18 protein-coding genes and 1 pseudogene are annotated in these 15,589 nt (G+C 63.1%); 12 read left to right on the forward strand and 7 right to left on the reverse strand.

Features of this window, described 5'->3' with window-relative positions; all coding sequences use genetic code 11:
* A partial coding sequence (locus FJ471_RS31135) for a sodium-translocating pyrophosphatase (protein WP_140809209.1) occupies positions 1 to 2,000 on the forward strand: 2,000 nt, incomplete at its 5' end.
* Between the two features lie 95 nt (positions 2,001 to 2,095).
* Here the strand turns inward: FJ471_RS31135 and FJ471_RS31140 are convergent.
* The 3 genes from FJ471_RS31140 to FJ471_RS31150 all read right to left on the reverse strand — a co-directional run bounded on the left by FJ471_RS31140 (position 2,096) and on the right by FJ471_RS31150 (position 4,312).
* Positions 2,096 to 3,085, reverse strand: a complete 990-nt coding sequence (locus FJ471_RS31140) for a glycosyltransferase family 2 protein (protein WP_140809211.1) — start codon at positions 3,083 to 3,085, stop codon at positions 2,096 to 2,098.
* Position 3,086: 1 nt separating this feature from the next.
* Entirely contained in the window at positions 3,087 to 3,632 is a 546-nt protein-coding gene (locus FJ471_RS31145; protein WP_210242067.1) for a dTDP-4-dehydrorhamnose 3,5-epimerase family protein, read from the reverse strand.
* 155 nt (positions 3,633 to 3,787) lie between these two features.
* Positions 3,788 to 4,312, reverse strand: coding sequence for an outer membrane protein assembly factor BamE (locus FJ471_RS31150; RefSeq protein ID WP_140809213.1), 525 nt, complete (start codon positions 4,310 to 4,312; stop codon positions 3,788 to 3,790).
* A gap of 117 nt (positions 4,313 to 4,429) precedes the next feature.
* Between FJ471_RS31150 and FJ471_RS31155 the strand changes: the two genes are divergently transcribed.
* The 7 genes and pseudogenes from FJ471_RS31155 (at position 4,430) to FJ471_RS31185 (ending at position 9,209) form a co-directional block, all read left to right on the forward strand.
* Positions 4,430 to 4,972 carry a ubiquinol-cytochrome C chaperone family protein gene (locus tag FJ471_RS31155; protein ID WP_140809215.1) on the forward strand — a complete coding sequence of 181 codons (543 nt, stop codon included), beginning with the start codon at positions 4,430 to 4,432 and terminating at the stop codon, positions 4,970 to 4,972.
* Between the two features lie 11 nt (positions 4,973 to 4,983).
* Positions 4,984 to 5,532: a DUF177 domain-containing protein gene (locus FJ471_RS31160; protein ID WP_140809217.1), complete on the forward strand. Its 549-nt coding sequence runs from the start codon at positions 4,984 to 4,986 to the stop codon at positions 5,530 to 5,532.
* 129 nt (positions 5,533 to 5,661) lie between these two features.
* Complete coding sequence (gene plsX, locus FJ471_RS31165; protein ID WP_140809219.1) at positions 5,662 to 6,729, forward strand: phosphate acyltransferase PlsX; 1,068 nt, start codon at positions 5,662 to 5,664, stop codon at positions 6,727 to 6,729.
* A 9-nt stretch (positions 6,730 to 6,738) separates the two neighbouring features.
* Positions 6,739 to 7,712: pseudogene (locus tag FJ471_RS31170) on the forward strand (beta-ketoacyl-ACP synthase III).
* A gap of 104 nt (positions 7,713 to 7,816) precedes the next feature.
* Positions 7,817 to 8,140, forward strand: a complete 324-nt coding sequence (locus FJ471_RS31175) for an integration host factor subunit alpha (protein WP_023815657.1) — start codon at positions 7,817 to 7,819, stop codon at positions 8,138 to 8,140.
* A gap of 132 nt (positions 8,141 to 8,272) precedes the next feature.
* A complete protein-coding gene (locus FJ471_RS31180; protein ID WP_140809221.1) occupies positions 8,273 to 8,812 on the forward strand; it encodes a MerR family transcriptional regulator in 540 nt (179 codons plus the stop codon).
* A 94-nt stretch (positions 8,813 to 8,906) separates the two neighbouring features.
* Complete coding sequence (locus FJ471_RS31185; protein WP_140809223.1) at positions 8,907 to 9,209, forward strand: DUF883 family protein; 303 nt, start codon at positions 8,907 to 8,909, stop codon at positions 9,207 to 9,209.
* A 72-nt stretch (positions 9,210 to 9,281) separates the two neighbouring features.
* Here the strand turns inward: FJ471_RS31185 and FJ471_RS31190 are convergent, their stop codons facing one another.
* The 4 genes from FJ471_RS31190 to FJ471_RS31205 form a co-directional block, all read right to left on the reverse strand.
* A complete protein-coding gene (locus FJ471_RS31190) occupies positions 9,282 to 9,542 on the reverse strand; it encodes a hypothetical protein (protein ID WP_140809224.1) in 261 nt (86 codons plus the stop codon).
* Positions 9,543 to 9,692: 150 nt separating this feature from the next.
* A complete protein-coding gene (locus tag FJ471_RS31195) occupies positions 9,693 to 10,685 on the reverse strand; it encodes an ATP-grasp fold amidoligase family protein (RefSeq protein ID WP_140809226.1) in 993 nt (330 codons plus the stop codon).
* A 117-nt stretch (positions 10,686 to 10,802) separates the two neighbouring features.
* Positions 10,803 to 11,012 carry a hypothetical protein gene (locus FJ471_RS31200; protein WP_140809228.1) on the reverse strand — a complete coding sequence of 70 codons (210 nt, stop codon included), beginning with the start codon at positions 11,010 to 11,012 and terminating at the stop codon, positions 10,803 to 10,805.
* A 223-nt stretch (positions 11,013 to 11,235) separates the two neighbouring features.
* A complete protein-coding gene (locus FJ471_RS31205) occupies positions 11,236 to 11,844 on the reverse strand; it encodes a hypothetical protein (RefSeq protein ID WP_140809230.1) in 609 nt (202 codons plus the stop codon).
* A 297-nt stretch (positions 11,845 to 12,141) separates the two neighbouring features.
* Between FJ471_RS31205 and FJ471_RS31210 the strand changes: the two genes are divergently transcribed.
* From FJ471_RS31210 to FJ471_RS31225, 4 genes are all read left to right on the forward strand, one after another.
* Positions 12,142 to 12,408 (forward strand): helix-turn-helix transcriptional regulator, encoded by a 267-nt coding sequence (locus FJ471_RS31210; RefSeq protein ID WP_140809232.1) that lies wholly within the window; start codon positions 12,142 to 12,144, stop codon positions 12,406 to 12,408.
* A 150-nt stretch (positions 12,409 to 12,558) separates the two neighbouring features.
* Positions 12,559 to 13,017: a YbaK/EbsC family protein gene (locus tag FJ471_RS31215; RefSeq protein ID WP_140809234.1), complete on the forward strand. Its 459-nt coding sequence runs from the start codon at positions 12,559 to 12,561 to the stop codon at positions 13,015 to 13,017.
* Between the two features lie 264 nt (positions 13,018 to 13,281).
* On the forward strand, positions 13,282 to 14,610 hold the full coding sequence (locus FJ471_RS31220) for an NAD(P)H-dependent oxidoreductase (RefSeq protein WP_140809235.1): 1,329 nt from the start codon (positions 13,282 to 13,284) through the stop codon (positions 14,608 to 14,610).
* Between the two features lie 2 nt (positions 14,611 to 14,612).
* Positions 14,613 to 15,589 (forward strand): thiamine pyrophosphate-dependent dehydrogenase E1 component subunit alpha (locus FJ471_RS31225; RefSeq protein ID WP_140809237.1); only part of this gene is annotated, 977 nt, incomplete at its 3' end.

Genomic DNA, 15,589 nt, shown 5'->3' on the forward strand with positions numbered 1-15,589 from the left:
CCTATCTGGCGCGCCAGTACACGACAATCGCCGTCGTCGGCATCGTCGTGCTGCTGCTTGCCTGGTGGCTGCTTTCCATCACCGCCGCGATCGGCTTTCTGATCGGCGCCGTGCTCTCTGGCGCCGCCGGCTTCATCGGCATGCATGTCTCGGTGCGCGCCAACGTCCGCACTGCGCAGGCTGCCTCCAACAGCCTTGCCGCCGGCCTCGACATCGCCTTCAAGTCGGGCGCCATCACCGGCATGCTGGTGGCGGGCCTGGCGCTGCTCGGCGTCTCGATCTACTATCTCATCCTGACCGGCCCGATGGGCCTGCAGCCGAACGACCGTATCGTCATCGACTCGCTGGTTTCGCTCGGCTTCGGCGCTTCGCTGATCTCGATCTTCGCCCGTCTCGGCGGCGGCATCTTCACCAAAGGTGCGGACGTCGGCGGCGACCTCGTCGGCAAGGTCGAGGCCGGCATTCCGGAAGACGATCCGCGCAACCCGGCCACCATCGCCGACAATGTCGGCGACAATGTCGGCGACTGCGCCGGCATGGCCGCGGACCTGTTCGAAACCTATGCGGTAACTGTCGTCGCCACCATGGTTCTGGCCGCCATCTTCTTCGGCGGCACGGCCGCGCTGGGTGCGTCGATGCTCTATCCGCTCGCCATCTGCGGCGCCTGCATCCTGACCTCGATCGTCGGCACCTTCTTCGTCAAGCTTGGTTCCAACGGCTCGATCATGGGCGCTCTCTACAAGGGCCTGATCGTCACCGGCCTGCTGTCGGTCGTCGGGCTCGGCGTCGCCACCTCGGCCACGGTCGGCTGGGGCGAGATCGGCACCGTCGCGGGCATCGCCATCACTGGCAAGAACCTGTTCATCTGTGGCCTGATCGGCCTCCTGGTGACCGGCCTGATCGTGGTGATCACCGAATACTACACCGGCACCAATAAGCGCCCGGTGAACTCGATCGCCCAGGCGTCGGTGACCGGCCATGGCACTAACGTCATCCAGGGCCTCGCTGTGTCGCTGGAATCGACGGCGCTGCCGGCCATCGTCATCGTCGGCGGCATCATCGCCACCTACCAGCTCGGCGGCCTCTTCGGCACGGCAATCGCCGTCACCACCATGCTCGGCCTCGCCGGCATGATCGTGGCCCTCGACGCCTTCGGCCCGGTCACCGACAATGCCGGCGGCATTGCCGAAATGGCTGGCCTGCCCAAGGAAGTGCGCCATTCCACCGACGCGCTCGACGCGGTCGGCAACACCACCAAGGCGGTAACCAAGGGCTATGCCATCGGCTCGGCCGGCCTTGGCGCACTGGTGTTGTTCGCGGCCTATTCGAACGACCTGAAGTTCTTTGCCGCCAACGGCGACAAATATCATTACTTCCAGGGCATGGGCGAAGTCTCCTTCGACCTCTCCAATCCCTATGTCGTCGCCGGCCTGATCTTCGGCGGCCTGATCCCTTACCTGTTCGGCGGCATCGCGATGACCGCCGTCGGTCGCGCCGCCGGCTCGATCGTCGAGGAAGTGCGCAAGCAGTTCCGCGAGGACAAGGGCATTATGGCCGGCACCTCCAAGCCGAACTATGCGCGCGCCGTCGACATCCTGACCAGGGCGGCGATCCGGGAAATGATCATCCCGTCGCTGCTGCCGGTGCTGGCGCCGCTCGTCGTCTATTTCGGCGTGCTGCTGATCTCGGGCTCCAAGGCCTCGGCCTTCGCGGCGCTCGGCGCCTCGCTGCTCGGCGTCATCGTCAACGGCCTTTTCGTCGCCATCTCGATGACCTCCGGCGGCGGTGCCTGGGACAACGCCAAGAAGTCGTTCGAGGACGGTTTTACCGACAAGGACGGCGTCAAGCACCTGAAGGGCTCCGAGGCGCACAAGGCCTCGGTCACCGGCGACACCGTCGGCGATCCCTACAAGGACACCGCCGGCCCGGCCGTCAACCCGGCGATCAAGATCACCAACATCGTCGCGCTGCTTCTGCTCGCCGTGCTCGCGCACGGCTGATTGCAGCTCCGACTCCAAGGCAAAGCCCGCGGGATCGCTCCTGCGGGCTTTTGTTTTCCGGCATCACATCACGCACTCCGCGGCCCTGGGGGCACTCAGTTGTCTTCAGGCCCTTCGCTGCCGTGGCGATAGCGGGTTAGCAACGCGTCGGCGTCTGGTTCTCGCTCGGGCATTGGCGGCAAGCCACGTGTCTGGCGCAGCATGGCAATGAACGCGCCGCGGCGATATTGGCGGCGGAAGGAACGCGCTCGCGGATGCATGCCGAGGGCAGCCAGCAGCCTGCGTTTGAGGTAGCGGGAGCGCTTGAGAGGAGCAGGCTCCTCGGCGTTGCCGAGAAGCCGGACGCGCAACGCGTCCGGCGCATTCATCGCGTCCATCAGGTCTTCGTGCTCCCGCGCCGTGTCTCGCGCATAGCTGCCTTCGCGCTTGCCCGAATGCAGCATGAGCACCGTCAGATGGGGCATTGTCGCGATCACAGCACCTTTGCGCCAGGCACGGAACAGCCAGTCCTGGGAACTCTCGCAAACGCACTGGCTGGCCGGGCGCCACGGTCCAAGCCTTGGCAGCGACGTCCGCCGGATCATTTGCGCAGAGCCGAATCCGACTGTGATGACTGGGTCATAAAAGCCGTCCCGCCCCATCCCGAGGATCATATGCCTGGAACCTTTGCTCGCGGATGACTCGATGACTGCACCTCGGGCGATCACCACATCAGCGCCGGTGGCGTCGATCCAGCCGCACATGGACGCCAGATGGTCGGGAAACCAGAGATCGTCATGGTTCAAGATAGCAACGAAGCGACCGCGGGCTCGGGCAAAGCCGATATTGTTAGGCCCCGATTGCTCGCCGAAATTCACCGGAAGGTCGATATAGGAGATGCGGGTGTCGCCGAAAGCGGCGACCGTGGTCGCGGTGTCCGGCCGACACGCGTCGCCAATGACTATGGCTTCCCAGTCCTGGAGAGTCTGACCGATGAGGCTCTTCAGTGCTTGATGCAGCACCGCCGGACGATTGTGCGTCGCTATCACGACCGAGACCAGCGGTTCGATCGGTCTGATTGGCGCGCCTTGCTCGGCCGGCTCCATGCTACACCAGCTTATAGGGGATCTGCTCGGTGTCCGGGGGCAGGCGCCAATGGTCCGGCGCGTCATAGGCGTAAGCCTTGTCGACGAGGTTGAGCACCAAAGCAGTCTCCGGTCCGAGCGCGACCACACCGTGCCAGACGCCGGGCGGAATGGTGACGATTGCCGGTCGCAAGGCGCCGACGATCTTGTGCCAGACCGTGCCGGAACTGGGCGAGGCCTTGCGCCCGTCGAAAAGCGATATTCGCACGCTGCCGACGCAGCAGAACAAACGGTCCAACGTCACCGCATGTGCGTGCCAACCCGTCACCGCGCCTGGATACATCGTGCGTTGAAACACTTGCCCGACGGGGGATTGATCGAGAGCCCATTCCCCGCGAAAGACCTCGGTCAGGTAGCCGTTGGACGTCGCGACGGGTCTGATTTCCTTGATGCGGACGCCCTCGATTGCCGGAGGGTCGATTGCAAGCCAGTCGGGCGTTACGGTTGCTTGGTCGGGTGTGCCCGTGGCCATCCAGCCGTCAGGCCCTGCACGCTGATCGCCGGACATTTCAAGCCCTCCCAACCCGGCCGGCTTGATAAGGGTTCGCCCTGGGGATGACAAGCTGGGTTATCCCGTGCATGGAACAAAAACCCGTGAGAGCGATCGCACAGGTTTTGTTGCCGGGAAGGGAGAGGCCGCCGAAAACGGCGGTGCCGGAAGCCTCAGGGCGTACCGCCGCTGCCGCCGCCTGGAATGCCGGGCGCCAGCTTGCTCGCGCCGCTGATGATCTGGCTGAGGAAGTTCTGGTCCTTGCCGCCGGTCGGCGTCGTCCTCGAGATGAAGTCGAAGATCTTGCCGTCCTTGAGGCCGTAATTGGCGATCTGGGTAACGCGGCCGTCGGCGCCGAAATAGACCGCCAGCACGTGCTGGTCGATGATGCGGGGGTTGTCGAAAGCGACGTAGCGCTTGCGCGTCTGCGAGATGTAGTAGAAGGCCTCGTTGTCGAAGGTCGCCGTCGTCGACGGCGTGCCCAGCGCCAAAAGCACCTGCTCGCGGCTCGACCCGACCGGCACCGAATCGATCGCCTGCTGGTCGATGACGTAGCCTTTGGTCAGCGTCTCGCTGGGATGGAGATCGCCGAACATCTTGGACGAATTGCAGGCGGAAAGCGCTGACACCACTACCAGCAGCGAAGCCACGCCCACTGGGGCGGGCGCAAAGAACGACTTGAATTTCAGCGCACCCAACAACAATTCTCCATCACATCCCCGCAACTTGCGCTGGGCCGCAAAACCGGTAAACCAGCTTGCATGCCGATGCAACAAGGCCAAATCAAACAACAGGTCCCCGGGAGACCGCCCTCAATGTTCCAGCGCCTTTTTGGCCGCGAACGCAATGCCAACCGCGCTATCACCGACGCGCTCTACGCACAAATCGTGGCGGCGGCGCGGCAAACGGTGTTTTATTCCGACTGGAATGTGCCGGATACGCCGCTCGGCCGCTTCGAGATGCTGTCGCTGCACATGTATCTTGTCCAGCACCGGCTGCGTGGCGAGCAAGGTGTGGCCGTCGAGGTCGCGCAAGTGCTGATCGACGAGTTCTTCCTCGACGTCGAGCATTCGCTGCGCGAACTCGGCATCAGCGATGTCGGCGTGCCCAAACGCATGAAGAAGCTGGCAAAGATGTTTTATGGCCGTACCGCCGCTTATGACGACGCGCTCAACGAAGACGATCGGGTGGCGCTTGCGGCGGCGCTCGCCCGCAACGTCAGGCCGGACTCCGGCGCCTGGCCGCAGGCTCCGCTGCTGGCGGACTATGTCTGCGAAGCCTCGCAGAAGCTTGCCGCGCAGCCGACCGAATCGATCGTCGCCGGCACCGCCGCGTTCCCGGCCGCCGGAGCCGTGTGAAGGAGCCTGTGATGAAAGACGCCGAATTGCGCAGCCCGGTTTCCTTTGTCGCCAATGTCGCGCGGCTGCCGCAAAAGGGTTTGCCCATCGTGGTCGAGGCCGATGAGCGCCAGCGTGAGGCTCTTGCGGCCGAATACGAACTGCTTTCGGTCGAAAGCTATCGCGCCGAACTGCTTGTGGCTTCCTGGAAGCGCAATGGCGTCAAAGTCACCGGACGCATCGAGGCCGACATCACGCAAGCCTGCATCGTCACCCTGGATCCAGTCGCCGCGCATATTGACGAGCCCGTCGAGGCGCTGTTCCTGCCCGAGCAGTCGAAGCTTGGGCGCGAAGGCTTCGAAGGCGGCGGCGAGATCGTCCTCGACGCCGATGGACCTGATAGCCCCGAGACATTTTCCGGCGACACCATCGACGTCGGCGCGCTGGCCGAGCAGTTTTTCGGCCTGGCGATCGACCCCTATCCGCGCAAGCCGGGAGCCTCGATCGACGCCGCTGGCGAGGATCAGCCCGAGGAAAGCGAATTCCAGAAAAAACTGCGTTCGCTGCTTGGAAAATCCTGAGAGTGGTCCGGATTTTGGAAAAGTCGGTTGTGCGCAAGCGCAAAACCGCTATTTTCGCCGAACCTTCGCGAGCCCCTTACCCTGGCAGGCATCCGCCGCAAGCCAGGCAAACCGTGAGAAAAGCACTACGTGATCAGGATTTCCATCGATGCCATGGGCGGCGATCACGGACCGAGCGTGGTCATCCCGGCGCTGATGACGGTCGCCATCCGCCGCCCTGACATCCGCTTCGTCATCTATGGCCGCGAGGACGTGGTGCGTCCCGAGCTCGCCAAGTTCCCGAAACTCGCCGAGGTGAGCGAGTTCGTCCATTGCGAGATCGCCGTGCGCATGGACGACAAGCCGAGCCAGGCGCTTCGCCATGGCCGCTGGAAGTCGTCCATGTGGAAGGCCGTCGAAGCGGTCAAGAACGGCGGCGCGCAGGCCTGCATCTCGGCCGGCAACACCGGCGCGCTGATGGCGATGTCGAAATTCTGCCTGCGCACCATGGCCACCATCGAGCGCCCGGCGATCGCGGCGCTCTGGCCGACGACGCGCGGCGAAAGCGTGGTGCTCGATGTCGGCGCCACCATCGGCGCGGATGCGCACCAGCTTATCGATTTCGCCATTCTGGGCACCGGCATGGCGCGTTCGGTGTTTGGCATCGAGCGGCCGAGCGTCGGCCTGCTCAATGTCGGCGTCGAGGAGATCAAGGGCCAGGAAGAGGTCAAGGAAGCCGGCCGCATGCTGCGCGAGGCCAACATGACCTCGATGAATTATCGCGGCTTCGTCGAGGGTGACGATATCGGCAAGGGCACGGTCGACGTGGTGGTCACCGAGGGCTTTGCCGGCAATATCGCGCTCAAGACCGCCGAGGGCACCGCAAGGCAGATCGCCGGCTATCTGCGCGCCGCCATGAGCCGCACGCTCATGGCCAAGATCGGCTATGTCTTCGCCAAGGGCGCCTTCGACAGGCTGCGCGAGAAGATGGATGTCGGTCGCTCCAATGGCGGCGTCTTCTTGGGCTTGAACGGCATCGTGGTGAAGAGCCATGGCGGCGCCGATTCGGATGGCTTCGCGGCCGCCATCGAACTCGGCTACGACATGGTGCGCAACAATCTGCTTGACCGGATCGAGGCCGACCTCGATCTGTTCCATGCGCGCAACCCGACCGCGCAGGCAAACAGGAAATCCGGCGTCGCCGACGCCGAGGAATAGGAAAGAGCCTTGATCAGATCAGTCGTGCGCCGCAACGGTGCCCCGCGCGGCCCCGCCGCATCATGAAGAATGCCGACTTCGAAGGCATGGTCGAGACCTCCGACGAGTGGATCGTCCAGCGCACCGGCATTCGCCAGCGCCACGTCGCCGCCGACGACGAAACGACGGCCTCGCTCGGCGAGGCGGCCGCGCGTGCCGCGCTGGGCAGCGCCGGCATGACGCCCGCCGATATCGACCTCATCATCCTGGCGACCTCGACGCCCAACAACACGTTCCCGGCGACCGCCGTCGAAATCCAGAACCGGCTCGGCATGCATCACGGTTTTGCCTTCGACATGCAGGCCGTGTGCTCGGGCTTCGTCTATGCCGTCGCCACCGCCGACCTTTATATCCGTGGCGGCCTCGCCAAGCGCGTCCTGGTGATCGGGTCGGAAACATTCTCGCGCATCCTCGACTGGAGCGACCGTTCGACCTGCGTGCTTTTCGGCGACGGCGCCGGCGCGCTGGTTCTCGAAGCGGAAGACGGAGCCGGTGTGATTACCGACCGCGGCGTGCTGGCGGCCAGCCTGCGCTCCGACGGCGCGCACAAGGACAAGCTTTTCGTCGATGGCGGCCCTTCGACCACGGGAACCGTCGGCCATCTCAGGATGGAAGGCCGTGAGGTGTTCAAGCATGCCGTCGGCATGATCACCGATGTCATCGAGGCGACCTTCGGCGAGGCCGGCATTACGGCGCAGGACCTCGACTGGTTCGTGCCGCATCAGGCCAATAAACGGATTATTGACGCTTCCGCCAAGAAGCTCGGGATTGCCGAGCAGAAAGTGGTGGTCACCGTCGATTTACACGGTAACACCTCGGCTGCCTCGGTGCCGCTCGCTTTGTCGGTGGCGGTCGCCGACGGCCGCATCAAGAAGGGCGACCTTGTGCTTCTTGAGGCGATGGGTGGGGGTTTCACCTGGGGCGCGGTGTTGCTCCGCTGGTAAGTGCCGAACTCGCCGGTTCGGTTCTTGACCTTGCCGGATCAATTACTTAGGCTCTGCCTTTACCTGTATCGATTTACGTTTTTGCTCGCGGATGGGACGGTCGCATGGGGGGAAAGACACTTACGCGTGCCGACCTTGCTGAAGCCGTTTATCGGAAGGTTGGCTTGTCGCGAACGGAATCGGCGGAACTCGTCGAGGCTGTCCTGGACGAAATCTGCGAAGCCATCGTTCGCGGCGAGACGGTGAAGCTGTCGTCATTCGCCACCTTCCATGTCCGTTCCAAGAACGAGCGCATCGGCCGCAATCCCAAGACCGGTGAGGAAGTGCCGATCCTGCCGCGCCGTGTGATGACGTTCAAATCGTCGAACGTTCTCAAGAGCCGTATTCTGCGTTCGCATCAGAACAGCAAGGGCAAGGGCGGCAAGTAATTTGCTGGCGAATGCGGTTGAAAACAGCCGGTCGTTTTGACGCTGGGCTTGAATATCGTTTCATAAATCGCTGAAATAAGGCACGATTCGGCATCATGAACCGGATCGCGGTCCAGTGTGGAGGATTGGCCCATGGACAAGAGCCCGGATGCTTTCCGCACCATCAGCGAAGTCGCGGAAGATCTCGATCTGCCGCAGCATGTGCTGCGTTTCTGGGAGACGCGCTTCACCCAGATCAAGCCTATGAAGCGTGGCGGCGGCAGGCGCTATTACCGGCCGCAGGACGTCGAGCTCATCAAGGGCATCAGGCATATGCTCTATGATCAGGGCTATACGATCAAAGGCGTGCAGAAGCTGTTGCGGGAGAACGGCAACCATTTTCTGGTCGCCATCGGCAATGGCGACATGGCCGCCGTGGAGGCGATCGCCCAGCGCCGCCAGGCCGAGCAGGTGCCGCTGACCGCAGCCGCGCAGCCGCGCGGCGACGAGGATGCGCTGGTCGGCCAGCCGAAGGTGAAACCCAGCCGCCGTTTCTTCGGCCTCGGCAAGAACGACGAGGAAGGTCCGGTTCAACCCGATTCTTCGAAATTGTCGCGTGACAACCGCGCGTTGCTGCAGGAGGCACTGTTCGACCTCTTGGAATGCAAGCGCCTGCTCGACCAGGTTCGTTGAACGGTCATCGTTCCGCTTGGTGCCGCGCGGCCGGCCCGCCGGAACTGGCTCGTCGTCCGTGCGTTAGGCCTTCTCGAAGAGAAGGACAACAAGCATGGCATCGTTTTCGACCCTCTCCGACCTTGATATCGACAAGCAGGTCGCGGCGCTTTCGCGACAGTTGCACGATCTCAAGAAGGTTCTGGCCAGGCGCGGTGACGCCTATTACGAGGATGGCCGCGAGGCGGCGTCCGACTATTATTCGCAACTTGCCGATCGCCTGCACGAGGCGTTGCCGGCAATAAGGCGCAGGGGTAGGGCGCTCGAGCGTACGGCGCGCGATCATCCGGCGACGACCGTCGCCGTCGGGTTGGTCGTGGTCGGACTGCTTGCTGGCCTTCTTATCGGCCGGCGCTGATCTATCGAGAGGATACAAACAGAAATGGCGGCCGTTCTCGACGGCCGCCATTTCCGTGCCACTCGGCTCGCGTTACTTCGCGAGCTTGATCTGGCTCTTGGGGTCGACCTGAGCGGTGGCCGGGCGGCACTTGCCGTACACGGTGCCGGACGAATCGGTGCCGTCGACATATTTGCCTTTGCAGTTGAACTGCAGCACCACGCACGCGCCGTGGCCCTTGCAGACAGCGCCGTCATTGCTGGGCAGGATGCCGGCCGAAGCCGGAGCCGAGACGGAGCCGAAAGCCGAGACGACGAGAGCCGCGGCGAGGGTGATACGCTTGAAGTTGGTCATTTGAGTATTTCCTTCCATTGGTTGTTGGGATCGCCGTCCTGGCGTCCCGTTGGGTTGAGGAGCACCTTCGCGGTGCCCATGGCCGCTTAGTGCCGGCCCCAATGGAAAGGTTCATATGCCGCGCGATTTTTTTCGTTTGACCGGCGATGTTTATGTTCGGCCATGAAATTTATCGGAGCCTCGCATCGCGCATCTGGCACGCAGCGCCTCGGCATAGAGCCGGTTCACTCCGCGATGCGGTCGTTTGAGATAGGCCGAGTCTTCAAGCCGCCAGAACCGTTCGAGCCGCGCGGCGATGACAGGGTTGGTCCATGTGCCATAGCCGGCAGCGGAATAGATGCAGATCTCGCCGGCATAGAGACCCTTGTCGGTGACCAGGAAATCGACCCTGGCATGATCGAGGTCTCCCGCGATATTTGGCGCCAACGCTATCGTCTGCCGGACAAGGTCGAGCAGGGCGGGACCGACCGGCAGGGATTGGTCTTCGCGCGGATAATCCGGATCGCGTCCGGATAACGGATGGCCCTCGCCGTCGAACAGATGCGAGCGCCCGGCGAGCTTGTCCTCGGCCCAGACATGGCTGATATCGCCGCTGCAGACATGGACCTTGATGTCGGTGGCGATCGATACGCTCGCGAGCGTCAGCCTCTCCTCGATGAAGACAGCGGGTTCTATCGGCCAGTAGGCCCATTCGCCATTGCGCCGCCCATAATTTTTCCCGAGCCATCGCCTTGCCTTGCGCACGATCTCGGACCAGGCGGGCCGGCCGGCGGAAACGAAAATGTTCATAGCGCAGCCGTGGCTCACCTTGACGACGACGTTGCCGGCCAGCAAGCCGGCAGGGATGTCTTCGGGATTCCGCCCGGCCCACAGCGTTTCCGCCACCGGCAGTTCGGGGCAGGCGGCGCGGATATAGGCTTTCGCCGCCAGCTTGTCGGTCAGCATCACGAACCGTGGATTGCGGTCGACGATCTTTCGCCACAACATCAACTCGTTGTAGCGCGTCGGGGCGGCGGGATTTGGCAGATAGCCGAGCTTCATCACGAAGCGGGCAATGAGAGCCGGATGGCGAAGCGTCAGGACGGCACGGGCGACCGCCAGCACCAGGCGGTGTCTGGCCCGCAGATCAACACAGGCCCACATCACGCATATTCCGGAATGCGATTCGACATCACCGGATAATCAAGCAGAAAATTCCGATGGGAAGACCGGTCCGCTCTAGCGGCGAAGGCCTGCCTTCCCATCGGCTGAAGGGAAGGATCAGGCCTTCTTCGGAGCCATCTTCTTGTGGTGGTGATGATGATGGTGGTGGTGATGGTGATGATGCGTGCGGTGATGATGCGTGCGGTGATGACGATGATGGTGATGCTTCTTCATCGGAGCCGCATCGGCGCTGGTGGCGCCGAGGATCGGCATGGTGAACGCCAGGGCCAGAGCCAGCCCGAGCGCGGAGAGGAGGGACTTCTTCATGACTTCGTTTCCTTTTTACGCGGGCGTTCCGAGATACACCGGAGCAAATCGGTGACCCAAGCCTCGCGATAGGGACTATCCTCCTGGTTTTTTTCGACAATTTTTCCCAAATGTAGATTTTTGTTTCTGGATTGTTTCTGAGAGCCCTCTAGCGCCGCGTGCCCCCGCCCTGAGGGACGACGTCGCGCGATCCTTGGAAGTCCAAGGATCCGGCCGCCTTGCCTCACATGGGCGGCGCGAAGCCGTGATTCCCGACCACGACCCGGTTGGCGAGGAGCTTGCCATCACCGCCCCGCTCGGCGTTGACGAACACTGCGATGCCCGGCTTGAGATCGGCCGACGTGGCGCTGGCGAACGTCACGATAGGTGTCGTCTGCGGAATCGCGATCTGCTTCTTCTGGCCGTTGTCATAGGTGAGCGTGACCGTGCGGCCTTCGATCTCGGTGACGTCGGCGACGGTGCCGTTGGTCATGCGGCTGTTGGGCTGCAGATCCCAGTCGCGATCGCCTTCGCCCGTACCCTTCAGCGCGGCCGGGAAGATCACGACTTCCAGCGCGCCACTGCCGCCGTCGGCCTTGGATATCGAGGCGATGCCGAGAAAATCGCCCTGCTTGATATCGGCCGCCGATGCCTTGGCGACGCCCGAAATCTTCCAGCCGTCGGCAAGCGTGATCGCATCGGTCTTGCCGTCGCGGTCCTTCACCGTAAGCATCGATCCGGCAACGCTGACGACAGTGCCTCGAATGCGTGCGGCATCCGCCGCCCACGCTTGCGTCGCGCCGATGACACTTGAGATTGCGCCAAGCACAATTGCGAATGATTTCAAATTCATGGCATTAGATCCTTCCGAGAATTGCCCGGCGCCGTCCGTCGGCCGCCGGTGACGGCTAGCTAACGAATCTCGGCATCGAAAATGCCGGCGAATCCGGTCACGGACCTTCAAAAGAACTTGATTGAGCGCCGCGCGACCTTACATGTACGAAGCCCGAGGCATTCGGCCAAAACGCCGCTCACGATGGTGTGACGCCGCATCGGTGCTCTTGGCAAATCATTTGTTAACGAGCATTCTCCCGCCCGTCTCAGGCAACGCCACTTTTCATCCGACCTGTTTCATCTTTAAGGAGTTGCCATGCCCAACACCGCACGTAACGCTGTTTCCAACGATATCATTGCCGCGTCCGGCCTCAATCCATTGAAAGCCGCTCGCGAAACGAGGGGATACACGATCGAGGAACTTTCTTTGACCTGCGGCCTGGCCGTGGGCGAGATCGTCGACATCGAGGACGGCAAGGACGCCGACCCCGCCAAGCTCCGGCGCATCGCTTCCGCGCTGCAAGTGCCGGAAGAGGAATTGATCAGGGTGCCGGTTGAAGAGAATCGGCCCACGCAGCAATAGAGACGCTGGAAGCGTCCACCCAGGAGCCCGCCGAGGTTTTGCCCGGCGGGCTTTTTAGTGCCTGCGAAGCGGAGGCGCTGGCTCTTGCCAATAATGGTCGCGTCATGCGATTCGCCACCGCTGCTGTTGGACAGACCTGACGAGGGTATTATGAGCTTGGAATCGGTTCGCGCCTTCTTTGCCGAGCACGCGCCGGACGTGGAGGTCATCGTCACCGAGGCAAGCTCGGCCACCGTCGCTTTGGCCGCCGAAGCCCATGGCGTCACGCCGGCACAGATCGCCAAAACGATCTGCTTGCGGGTCGGCGACGAGACAATGCTGGTCGTGACCAGTGGCATCGCAAGGCTCGACAACCGCAAATTCAAGGACAGGATGGGCGGCAAGCCGCGCATGCTGGGCGGCGAAGAGGTGCTGGCAGTCACCAGCCATCCGCCGGGCGGCGTCTGCCCGTTCGGCCTGCCGGCGCCGCTGCCCGTCTATTGCGATCTGTCGCTCAAGGCCTTCGACGAGGTCGTTCCCGCGGCCGGCGCCACCAATGCCGCGGTGCGCATCACACCGCAGCGCATGACCGATCTGGTCGGCGCCGTATGGGTCGACGTTTGCCAATAACAATTGCCGCCTAGATATCTTCTGATGGTTCGTTGCGGGCCGTAGCTCGGCTTTGGCTGGCACTCGGCCTCGCTCCGGTCGCAGCCGCTTGCTTCCATTGGTCTGGTACAGGCGCGCGCCGCCCGCGCCTTTCGCCGTTGCGCCTCGACCAATTCGAAAAGCGTCGACTATTGGCCAAATTATGGACATTAGTCTTGACAGAAATACATATGTTCAATACCCGTCAAGCAACCGAACAGCATGCGATTGGGAGGAATACACGGTATGGCATCCAACATTTCGTTGACGGGCCTTGCCCGCGATCTCGAGGAGCGGGCCAAGTCCGGCAAGCCCATCCGCATCGGCCTAATCGGCTCCGGCGAAATGGGCACCGACATCGTCACCCGCGTCGCCCATATGTCCGGCATCGAGATCGGCGCCATTTCGGAACTCAACCTGCCGGCGGCGAGCAAGGCCGTCGATATCGCGTTCCAGGAAACCGGACACGCGCGGGAAGTGTCGACCGCCTCGGCGATGACCTCGGCCATGGAGGCGGGCAAGATCGCCGTCACCAACGATTCCAGCCTTGTCATCGGCAATGACCTGATCGACGTGGTCATCGATGCGACCGGCGTTCCGGCCGTCGGCGCCGAGATCGGCCTGCGCGCCATGGAGCACGGCAAGCATCTGGTGATGATGAATGTCGAAGCCGACGTCACCATCGGCGCCTATCTCAAGGCAGAAGCTGACCGCCTCGGCGTCACCTATTCGCTGGGCGCCGGCGACGAGCCGTCTTCCTGCATGGAGCTGATCGAATTCGTCTCCGCCATGGGCCATCCGATCGTTGCCGCGGGCAAGGGCAAGAACAACCCGCTCAACATCGACGCCACGCCTCCGGACTACGAGGAGGAGGCGAAGCGCCGGCATATGAATGTGCGCATGCTGGTCGAATTCGTCGACGGTTCGAAGACCATGGTCGAAATGGCGGCGATCGCCAACGCGACCGGGCTGGTTCCCGACAAGCCTGGCATGCACGGCCCGGCGGCGACGCTCGGAGAACTGTCGAAGGTGTTGGTGCCGCAGAAGGACGGCGGCGTGCTGTCGAAGGTCGGCGTCGTCGACTATTCGATCGGCAAGGGTGTCGCGCCCGGCGTTTTCGTCGTCGCCGACATGTCGCATCCGCGCATTTCGGAGCGCATGGAAGACCTGAAGATGGGCAAGGGCCCGTACTTCACCTTCCATCGTCCCTATCACCTGACCTCGCTGGAAGTGCCGCTGACCTGCGCCCGTGTCGTGCTTTACGGCAAGGCCGACATGGTGCCGCTGGCCAAGCCGGTGGCCGAAGTGTGCGCCGTCGCCAAGAAGGATCTGAAGCCCGGCGACAAGCTCGATGCCATCGGCGAGTATTGCTATCGCGCCTGGATCATGACGGCCCCGGAAGCCCATGCGGCGCGCGCCATCCCTTGCGGCCTGCTGCAGGGCGGCTCCGTCACCCAGCCCATCAAGAAGGGCGAGCTCATCACCTATGCCAACGCGGCGCCCGCGCCGGGCTCGAAGATCGCCGAGCTGCGCGCCCGCCAGGACAAGATCGTGTACGGCGCTGTGGAGGCGTGATCATGGCTGGAGCCAGCAAAGCCGTCGTGGATAGCCGGGCCAACCTGCCTTTCGTCTATCGCCAGTACAGCCCGGAGCAACTGAGAGCGGTGCTTCACAAGATGTATCTCATCCGCCGCTTCGAAGAGGGCGCGGAAGAGTGCTACATGCGCGGCCTGATCCACGGCACCATGCACCTGTCGATCGGCCAGGAAGCCAGCGCCATGGGCATCTGCATGCCGCTCGCCGAGGATGACCAGATCACCTCGACGCATCGCGGCCATGGCCATTGCATCGCCAAGGGCGCCGAGGTCAGCCGCATGTTCGCCGAGTTCTTCGGCAAGACCACGGGTTACTGCAAGGGTCGCGGCGGCTCCATGCATATCGCCGATGTCGCCAAGGGCAATCTCGGCGCCAACGGCATCGTCGCCGGCGGCATTCCGATCGCGGTGGGCGCGGCGCTCTCGTCCAAGATGATGAAGACCGGCAAGGTCGTGGTCTCCTTCTTCGGCGACGGCGCCAACAATGAAGGCGCCTTCCACGAGGCGCTGAACATGGCGGCGATTTGGAAGCTGCCGGTGATCTTCGTGTGCGAGAACAACGGCTACGGCATGTCGACTTCGACGGCGCGCTCGACCGCGGTGAAGAACATCGCCGAGCGGGCAGCCGCCTATTCGATGCCCGGCGTCATCGTCAACGGCAATATCTTCTCCGAGGTGGCCGAGGCCTCCTTCAAGGCGGTGGAGCGGGCGCGCGCGGGCGAGGGGCCGACGCTGATCGAGTCCAAGACGTATCGCCACCGGGGCCATTCCAAGAGCGACCGCAACCGCTACCGCACCAAGGAAGAGATCGAGGACTGGATGGCGAACCGCGATCCGATCACGCTGTTCGAGACCGAGCTGCGCGATTTCGGTTTCATCGACGACCAGGGCATCCAGGCGATCCGCGACGCGGTCGCCAAGGAGATCGCCGACGGCATCGAGTTCGCCAAGGTGAGCCC

The sequence above is a fragment of the Mesorhizobium sp. B2-7-1 genome (assembly GCF_006440735.1).
Taxonomy (GTDB): Bacteria; Pseudomonadota; Alphaproteobacteria; order Rhizobiales; family Rhizobiaceae; genus Mesorhizobium.